5 protein-coding genes are annotated in these 9,119 nt (G+C 70.7%); 2 read left to right on the top strand and 3 right to left on the bottom strand.

Annotated features, from left to right (window positions below; genetic code table 11):
- The first annotated feature begins 18 nt into the window (after positions 1–18).
- On the top strand, positions 19–765 hold the full coding sequence (locus tag AB0J71_RS36735) for a hypothetical protein (protein ID WP_364418525.1): 747 nt from the start codon (positions 19–21) through the stop codon (positions 763–765).
- Between the two features lie 45 nt (positions 766–810).
- Here the strand turns inward: AB0J71_RS36735 and AB0J71_RS36740 are convergent, their stop codons facing one another.
- Complete coding sequence (locus AB0J71_RS36740; RefSeq protein ID WP_364418527.1) at positions 811–2,823, bottom strand: molybdopterin oxidoreductase family protein; 2,013 nt, start codon at positions 2,821–2,823, stop codon at positions 811–813.
- Positions 2,824–3,248: 425 nt separating this feature from the next.
- Here AB0J71_RS36740 and AB0J71_RS36745 point away from each other — a divergent pair, with 425 nt between their 5' ends.
- Positions 3,249–5,624, top strand: coding sequence for a lysylphosphatidylglycerol synthase transmembrane domain-containing protein (locus AB0J71_RS36745; RefSeq protein WP_352320533.1), 2,376 nt, complete (start codon positions 3,249–3,251; stop codon positions 5,622–5,624).
- 42 nt (positions 5,625–5,666) lie between these two features.
- Here the strand turns inward: AB0J71_RS36745 and mgrA are convergent, their stop codons facing one another.
- Positions 5,667–6,665: an L-glyceraldehyde 3-phosphate reductase gene (gene mgrA / locus AB0J71_RS36750; protein WP_352320535.1), complete on the bottom strand. Its 999-nt coding sequence runs from the start codon at positions 6,663–6,665 to the stop codon at positions 5,667–5,669.
- Positions 6,662–8,752 (bottom strand): S9 family peptidase, encoded by a 2,091-nt coding sequence (locus tag AB0J71_RS36755; RefSeq protein WP_364418529.1) that lies wholly within the window; start codon positions 8,750–8,752, stop codon positions 6,662–6,664. Before AB0J71_RS36755 ends, mgrA begins: the two co-directional genes overlap by 4 nt.
- Between the last annotated feature and the right edge of the window lie 367 nt (positions 8,753–9,119).

Consider the following 9,119-nt stretch of genomic DNA (forward strand, 5'->3'; position numbering starts at 1 on the left):
CGAAAGATCGTCGGATGGATGGCACTCCTCACCATGGGGCTGACCGGCTGCGGGGGCGCGGTCGGCGCCGGCACCACCGCCGTCCGCACGACGGCCGCCGAGTCCCCCGCCCCTGTCAGCGAGACAAGCGCCACCCCGAGCGCGCCGCCCACCGGCCCCAACGTCTCGGGCTGCTTCACCGAGCAGGACGGCAAGATCTTCAACCACGTCCGCGGCCTGCCCGGCGTGATCGCCGGCGACGGCCCGGTGGGCGTGGTGATCAGCTACGAGCGCCGCGGCACCGTGTGCTCCTGGCGCCCGCTGTCGGACCGCCTGGTCGCCGCCGGCTACCGCGTCCTGCTGTACGCCAGGGACGCCGGCCTGCTCCCGGAGGACGGCGCGGTCGCCATGGGCAAGCGCCTGGCCAAGGAGAAGGGCGTCGAGCGGCTGTTCCTGGTCGGCGGCTCGATCGGCGCCACGGCCTCGGTCCCGGCGGCCAAGCGGCTGGGCGCCGAGGTGGCCGGCGTCGTCGCCCTGTCCGGCGAGATCGACGAGGGCGACGCCGCCGCGCTCACCGTGCCGCTGCTGCAGATCGGCTCCGAGCACGACGCCTACGGCGGCGCCGAATCGATGCGCGCGGCCGAGGCCGCCGCGACCAAGTCCCCGGACAACCAGGTGCTGATCATCCCCGGCGAGTCGCTGCACGCCTCGGCCCTGCTCGGCAGCCCGCACGCCGCCAAGGTGCTCGACACGGTCGTGGCGTTCATGGACCGGCACAAGGGCTGACCTTCACCAGGTCATGGACCGGCGCAAGGGCTGACCTTCACCAGGTCATGGACCGGCGCAAGGGCTGAGCTCGACCAGATTGTCGTGGAAGGCGGGCCCCCGGCCCATGTCGCCGTCCCGCTCGGCCACGACCGCGTTGGCGTTCGCGCCGCCCGGGGTCAGCTTCGGCCACCGGCCCTTGGGCGAGGCCACCACGCCGGGCGCGACCCGGTCGCTGATCTCCACGTCGGCCAGGAACTCGCCGCCGTCGTTGTGCACCCGTACGCGCTGCCCGGCCACCAGCCCCCGGGCCGCCGCGTCGGCCGGGTTGACCAGCACGGCCGGCCCCTTGGCCCGCCGCCGCAGCTCCGGATTGTTGGCGAAGATCGTGTTCAGGAACGTGTGCGAGGCCGGCGTGACCAGCGTCAGCGGGTACGCCGACCGGTCGGCGGCCGCCGTGTGCGAGGGCACGTACGCCTTCCCGGCGGGCGGGAAGCGCAGCCGCCCGGACGGCGTCGGGAAGCCCTCGGCGAACGGCGCGAACGGTTTGGGGTAGTTCATCCGCACCCACCCCTCCTTGCGCAGCCGGTCCAGCGTGACGCCTTCGAGCGACGGGTGCCCGCCCGACAACAACGACTCGGCCAGCTCCAGGTCGGAGTCGTACAGGGACGGCTCGCTCAGCCCCATGTGCGCGGCCAGCCGGCGGAAGGTCTCGGTGGTGGACAGGCACTCCCCGGGCGGCGGCACGGCGGGCTCGTTCCACAGCAGGTACATGTGGCCGTAACCGGCGTGCAGGTCCATGTGCTCGGTCTGCATGGTCGCGGGCAGCACGATGTCGGCGTAGTCCACAGTGTCGGTCGGGAACTGCTCCATGACGACCGTGAACAGGTCCTCGCGGGCGAGCTGCCGCCTGATCGCGTTGGCGTCGGGGGTCGAGCCGAGCGGGTTGGCGGCGTACACCCACAGACATTTGACGTCGTCGAGCTGGGAGCCGAGCTTGGTCATGACCAGCGTGCGCACCGGCTTGGCCAGCAGGTCGTCGCGGGTGTCGACGGTCACGCGCACGTGACCGCTCGTCGAGTACGCCACGCCGCCGCCCGGATGCCGCCAGTCGCCGGTCACGCCGGGGATCGCGGCGATCGTGCGCATCGCGGTGCCGCCGCCGGCGTGCCGCTGGATGCCCATGGTGGCGCGGATCGCGGTCGGCCGGGTGTGGGCCAGGCGCATCCCCAGGCTGTGGACGTCCTCGGCCGGGATGCCGGTGATCTCCGCCACCCGCTCCACCGGGTACTCCAGGATCTCCTTGCGGAAGTCCTCCCAGCCCTCGGTGTGCTCGGCCAGGAACTCCTCGTCCTGGGCGTTCTCCGCGAGCACGACGTTGAGCAGCCCGAGCGCGAGCGCGGCGTCCGTGCCCGGCCTGATCGCCAGGTGCTGGTCGGCCTGGTCGGCGGTCCTGGTGCGGATGGGGTCGATGGCGACCACGTGCGCGCCGTCCGCGCGGGCGTCCTGGATGAACTTCCACAGGTGGTGGCCGCTGGTCAGCGTGTTCGTGCCCCAGAGCAGGATCAGCCTGGCCTGGGCGAAGTTCTCCGGGTCCATGCCGCCCGCGGTGCCGTTGGCCTTCATCAGCCCGCTGCTGCCGGCCGCCGAGCAGATGTTCAGCCAGTGCTTGGACGCCCCCAGCACGTTCCAGAACCGGCGGCCCGCCACGCCCTCGCAGCCTTGGAGGTAACCCAGCGACCCGGTGCCCAGGTACGGCCAGATCGCCTCGCCGCCGTGCTCGTCCACGATGGCGCGCAGGCGGGTCGAGATCTCGTCGAGCGCCTCGTCCCAGGTGATGCGCTCGAACTGGCCCGACCCCTTCGGCCCGGTGCGCCGCATCGGGTACAGGATGCGGTCCTGCGCCTGCGTGTGCTCCAGGTACCGGTTGACCTTCACGCACAACGCGCCGCGGGTGTAGGGGTGGTCGGGGTTGCCGCGCATCTTGACGGCCTGCCCGTCCCGTACGGTCACGATCCAGGAGCAGGTGTCGGGGCAGTCAAGCGGACATGCCCCCAAAACCCTCAAATCACCCGACATGCGCACAGCCTACGTCGAGAGGCCCGCGCCCGCCGTCCCCGCGACACCGCCGAGCCGACCTCGTGAAAGAAGTCAAAGGTGAACGGTGGGAGTTCCACCGTGTACCCTGCCTCGCGCAGCCTGGCCGCGGTGTACTCGGCCGACGCGTCGTGACCGGGCCGCCCGGCCGCGCGGTTTTCCCCGTGGGCGCCGGGCGTCGGGGGCGACGAGGGCCGGCACCGGCACCGCGGGAGTGAACATGCCAGACACGCGGGCAGGCCGACGCCGGTCGGGTCCTCACCCGGTGCGCGCGCCGGAGCGGCGAACGAGGACACTGGACAACAGAGATCGTACGGTCCGGCCGGGAAGGTGCAGAATCACTGTCGGTGGCCGAAATCAGGGAACGAGACGATGACACGGAGGACCTCACGGAGGGGGATCCAGCCGTGTCCGAGCCACGCGCCGACGGCGGCGTCTACGTAGTCGAGCCGCTCCTTCCCCAGCGGCTGCGGCGGCCGTCCGACCTGCTGCGCTTCTTCGCGACGCTGGCGGTGCTCGCGGCGGTGATCCTGCTCGCCCTCGTCGCCAAGCAGACGCTCAACGGCCTGGAGCAGGACGTCAAGGTCGGCGCCGAGATGGTCCCGCTGCTCAGCCGGGTCGCGGCCTTCATCGGCAGCGCGGCCGTGCTCATCGTGCCCGCCGCGTTCGCCGTCGAGCGGGTCTTCCACCGCGACGGCCTGCGCGTCGCCGAAGGGCTGATCGCGGCCATCATCGGCATGGCCGGGTCGTTCCTGCTCGGCCAGTGGATCGAGGCCAGCAGCCTGACCGACCTGCGCATCCTGCTCACCGGCGACCGCGCGATCGAGCCGCTGAACACGCTGCTCACCTCGGTGATCGCCTACACCACCGCGGTGCGCATCGCGCGCCGCCCCACGTGGCGCATGCTCATGTGGACCTCGATCGCCCTCTACATCCTCACCTACTTCTCCGGCAGGCAGATCACCCTGCCCAGCGCCATCGTGACCGTCCTGGTCGGCATGGCCATCGGCTACGCCACCCTCTACGGCGTCGGCAGCCCCAACACCCGCCCGCCCGGCAGCGCCGTGGTCGCCGCGCTGCGCAAGCTGTCCTTCTCGCCCGTCTCCGCCCGCCGCATCGAGGACGACCACCAGGGCAGCCGCCGCTACGCCATCGGCCTCAAGGACGGCACCAGCCTCGACGTCACCGTCCTCGACCGCGACCGCCAGGTGGCCGGGCTGCCGTACCGGCTGTGGCGGCGCATCAGGCTCAACTCCGAGACCAGGCGCCGGGCCATCCGCTCGCTCCGGGCCGAGCTGGAACGCGAGGCCCTGATGGCCTACGCGGCCCAGGCCGCCGGCGCCAGCACGCCGCGCCTGCTCGGCACCAGCGAGATCGGCACCGAGGCCGCCCTGCTCGCCTACGAGCACATCGAGACCCGCCCGCTCGACGAGGTGCCCGACGCCGAGATCGACGACGCCCTGCTCGCCCAGATCTGGGAGCAGGTCGAGCTGCTGCAGATCCAGCGGCTGGCACACCGGCGGCTCACCGGCGACAGCATCCACCTCGACCGCGCCGGCCGGGTCGTGCTGACCGACGCCCGCAGCGGCGAGATCGCCGCCGGCGACCTGCTGCTCCGGCTCGACATCGCCCAGCTCCTCACCTACCTGGCACTGCGCGTCGGCGCCGAGCGCTCGGTCCGGGCCGCCGCCGCCGTGATGGGCCCCGACGCCCTCGCCGCCGCCATGCCGCTGCTCCAGCGCATCGCCCTGACCAGGGAGACCCGCTCGGCCCTGTCCAAGGCCAAGAACGTGCTGACGGGCCTGCGCGACCACATCGTCGCCCTCAAGCCCCAGGGCAAGGTCGAAGAGGTACGCCTGGAGCGCTTCCGCCCGCGCACCCTGATCACGATCATCGCCAGCACGGTCGCCGCCTACGTCGTGCTGTCCCAGCTCAGCAAGGTCGACCTCTACAAGGTGGTGACCACGGCCAACTGGGGGTGGTCCGGCCTGGCGCTGATCGCCTCGTTCACCAGCTTCGTCGCCGCCGCCCTCATGCTGCGCGGGTTCGTCCCGGAACGCCTGCCGTTGTGGCGTACCGTCCTGGTGCAGTTCGCGTCGTCGTTCGTCAAGCTGGTCGCGCCCGCCGCGGTCGGCGGCGTCGCGATCAACACCCGCTACCTGCAGAAGCGCGGCATCGCGCCGGCGCTCGCGGTGGCCAGCGTGGGCGCCTCGCAGCTCATCATGCTGGTCTTCCACATCGCCCTGCTGCTGCTGTTCGCCTACATCACCGGCTCCGACGCCGCCACCTCCTTCACCCCCTCGCGCGGCCTGGTCGTGGCGATGCTCGCCATCGCGCTGCTGGTCGCGGTGGTGCTCGGCGTGCCGCCGCTGCGCAGGATGGTGACCGTGCGCATGCGCAGGCTGTTCTCGAACGTGCTGCCCCGCCTGCTCGACGTGCTCCAGTCGCCGGCCAAGATGATCGAGGCCGCCTTCGGCACGCTCATGATCACGATCGCGTTCGTGGCCTGCCTCGACGCCTGCGTCGCGGCGTTCGGCGGCCAGCTGAGCTTCACCGCCGTCGCCGTCGTCTACCTCACGGCCAACGCCATCGGCTCGGCCGCCCCCACGCCGGGCGGCCTCGGCGCCGTCGAGTACGCGCTCACCCTCGGCCTGGTCGCGGCCGGCCTCGAATGGGACCTGGCCGCCTCGGCCGTGCTGCTGCACCGGCTGCTCACGTTCTGGCTGCCGGTGCTGCCGGGCTGGGCCGCCTTCACCTACCTCCAGCGGCACGAGGCCCTGTGAACCGCACTCGGGCGGAACAGGACCCCGTGCGCCGCGGGTGAGTCAGCGGGCCGACGTGACCGGCTCGGTGATCTTGTCGATCGCCGCCAGCTCGCTCTCGGTGAACACCGGGCCGTCCACGCACGCCACGTTGTCCTCCAGCTGCCGGACACTGCTCGCCCCGATCAGCACGCTCGTCACCCGCGGGTCGCGCAGCGTCCACGACAGCGCCATCTGGGCCAGCGTCTGACCCCGGCCCCTGGCGATCTCGTTGAGGTCGCGCGCCAGGTCCCGGTCGATCTGCTCGGCGCTCAGGAACCGGCTCGTCGCCGCCCGCGAGCCCTCGGGCACGCCCTCCAGGTAGCGGTCGGTGAGCAGCCCCTGCGCCAGCGGCGAGTACACGATGCAGCCCATGCCCGCCTCCTCCAGCACGTCGAGCAGCCCGTCGTCCTCGATCCACCGGTTGATCATCGAGTACGACGGCTGGTGGATGAGCAGCGGCGTGCCCAGCTCGCGCATGATCCGCGCGGCCTGCGCGGTCTGCTCGGCCGAGTAGTTGGAGACGCCCGCGTACAGCGCCTTGCCCGAGCGCACCGCCCGGTCCAGCGCCCCCATGGTCTCCTCCAGCGGCGTCTCCGGGTCCGGACGGTGGCTGTAGAACACGTCCACGTACTCCAGGCCCATGCGGGCGAGCGACTGGTCGAGGCTGGCCAGCACGTACTTGCGCGACCCCCACTCCCCGTACGGCCCCGGCCACATGTCGTACCCGGCCTTGGTCGAGATGACCAGCTCGTCCCGGTACGCCGCGAAGTCCTCCCGCAGGATCCGCCCGAAGTTCCGCTCCGCCGACCCGTACGGCACGCCGTAGTTGTTGGCCAGGTCGAAATGCGTCACCCCGAGGTCGAACGCGCGCCGCAGCACCGCCCGCGAGTTCTCGATCGGCCGGTCGTCGCCGAAGTTGTGCCACAACCCCAGCGACACCGCCGGCAACTTCAGCCCGCTGCGCCCGCTGCGGTTGTACGGCTGACGCTCGTACCGCCGCTCATCGGCCACGAAGCTCACGCCGTCCCCCTCTCGATGATCCAGGACAGCGCGAACGCCTCCTCGCGCCAGGCGTCGTACCGGCCGCTGCGCCCGCCGTGGCCCGCGCCCATCTCCGTCTTGAGCAGGAACGGCCCGCCGGACGCGGTCGCCCGCAGCCGCGCGATCCACTTGGCCGGCTCGTGGTACAGCACCCGCGTGTCGTTCAGGCTGGTGATCGCCAGAATCGGCGGGTACACCCTGCCGTCCACGTTCTCGTACGGCGAATAGCTCTTCATGTACGCGTAGACGTCCGGGTTGTGCAGCGGGTCGCCCCACTCGTCCCATTCGATCACCGTCAGCGGCAACGACGGGTCGAGGATCGTGTTGAGCGCGTCCACGAACGGCACCTCGGCCACCACCCCCGCGAACTCCTCGGGAGCCAGGTTCGTCACCGCCCCCATCAGCAGCCCGCCCGCCGAGCCGCCGCGCGCGACGATCCGCCCGCTCCAACCGCTCGCCTTGAGATGCCGGGCCGCCGCCACGAAGTCGGTGAACGTGTTCCGCTTCCTGGTCAGCTTGCCGTCCTCGTACCAGCGACGGCCCATCTCGCCGCCGCCCCTGACGTGCGCGACGGCGAAGACGAACCCGCGGTCGAGCAGCGACAGCCGGGGAACCGAGAACCCGGGGTCGATCGAGGTCTCGTAGCTGCCGTAGCCGTAGAGCAGGGTCGGAGCAGGCGTCGTGGTGTCCTTGCGCTTGACGATCGAGATCGGCACGCGCGTGCCGTCCTCGGCCGTCGCCCACTCCCGGAACTGCTCGTAGTCGCCCGCGTCGTAGCCGCCCAGCACCGGACGCTGCTTGAGCAGGATCAGCTCGTGCGAGTCCAGCTCGTAGTCGTAGACGCTCGGCGGCGTCACCATGCTCGTGTACGCCAGCCTGAGCCGCGTCGTCGTGAACTCGGGGTTGCCCGCCGGGCCGACGTCGTACAGGGGCTCGGGGAAGTCGATCTCGTACGCGTTCCGCTCGGCGGCCTCGATCCGCTCCCGCCAGCCCGCGCCCGCGGCGCCGTAGGGCAGCACCCGCAGGCCGGTCAGGCCGTCACGACGGAAGTGCACGACGGCGTGGTCGGAGAAGGCGTCGATCTCCAGCAGCCTGGTGTCCTCGCGGTGCCCGATCAGCGGGGTCCAGGAGCCGGGCTCGTCGATGGGGGCCGTGGCCAGCTCGAAGTTCTCGGCGTTCTCGTTGTGCAGGACGTAGAAGAAGTCGCCCGCGTGCTCGACGCCGTACTCCACACCGGTCTTCCTGGGCCGGACGACCTGGAACTCGCCGGTGGGGTCGGCGGCGTCGAGGATGCGCACCTCGCTGGTGATCTTGCTGCCCGCGCCCAGTACGAGGTACCGCTCGCTGCGGGTCAGCCCGATGCCCACCCAGTAGCGCTCGTCGGTCTCCTCGTAGACCAGGACGTCCTCTTCCGTCCCGAGGGTGTGCCGGTAGACCTGGTAGGGACGCCAGGCGTCGTCCACCCGCGTGTAGAAGAACGCCGAGCCGTCGGCCGACCAGGCGCCGCCGTAGAAGATGTCCTTGATCTCGTCGGGCAGCACCTCGCCCGTCTCGAGGTTCCTGAACCTCAGCGTGAAACGCTCGTCGCCCTTGTAGTCGGTCGAGTAGGCCAGCATCGTCCCGTCGGGCGCGACGGCGCTGGTGCCGACGGAGAAGAACGCGCTGTCGCCGGCGAGCTCGTTGCCGTCGAGCACGACCTGCTCGCGCTCAAGGCGCTCGCCCGGGGTGATCTGCGGCGGCGCGTCACTGTCGGCCGGCACCCGGCAGGACACCGCGTACTGCTTGCCCTCCTCGGTACGCGAGAAGTACCACCACGCCCCCTTACGGCTCGGCACCGACAGGTCGGTCTCCTGAGTGCGCCCCTTGATCTCCTGGAAGACCTGTTCCTGGAGCTCGGCGAGATGCGCGGTGTGCTCTTTGAGAAAGTCGTTCTCTGCCTCCAGGTACGCCGTTGTGTCCGGGTCGTCCTTGTTGCTTAGCCAGGCGTACTCGTCGATGAACGTGTCGCCGTGATGGATGCGCTCAGTCGGTACCTTCTTCGCCACTGGCGGCGTGTTGCTGCTCACGGGGGGAGTCTATGTTCGGCCGTGATCGTTCTGTGGCCGGGAGAGCTGCCGAACGCGTCCCGAGTGGTCGGGAGCGCTGCTAATCTTTAGGAGCCGACGAGGTGCGGCGCAACCCACTCCCTTCACTCCGGTGACTTTGGTGCGTTGCGACGCGTATCGACGGCAATCCCTTCTGGCTCGCGGGTTTGAAGATCGGTTCGCTAACCGAGCGACAGGCTGGTAAGTTAGAGGGGTTGTCCCGGAAGCGGGGCGCGACTTAATTCCAGCAGGTTGAGCAAGTCCGGTCAATTTGACAGAGACTTGAACGGCTGAAAGAATTAAGACACAACGAAAGAACGCAAGACGAGATGAACGCCTCCGAGCGGGG

The organism is Nonomuraea sp. NPDC049637, from assembly GCF_040675235.1.
In the GTDB taxonomy this organism is placed as follows: Bacteria; Actinomycetota; Actinomycetes; order Streptosporangiales; family Streptosporangiaceae; genus Nonomuraea.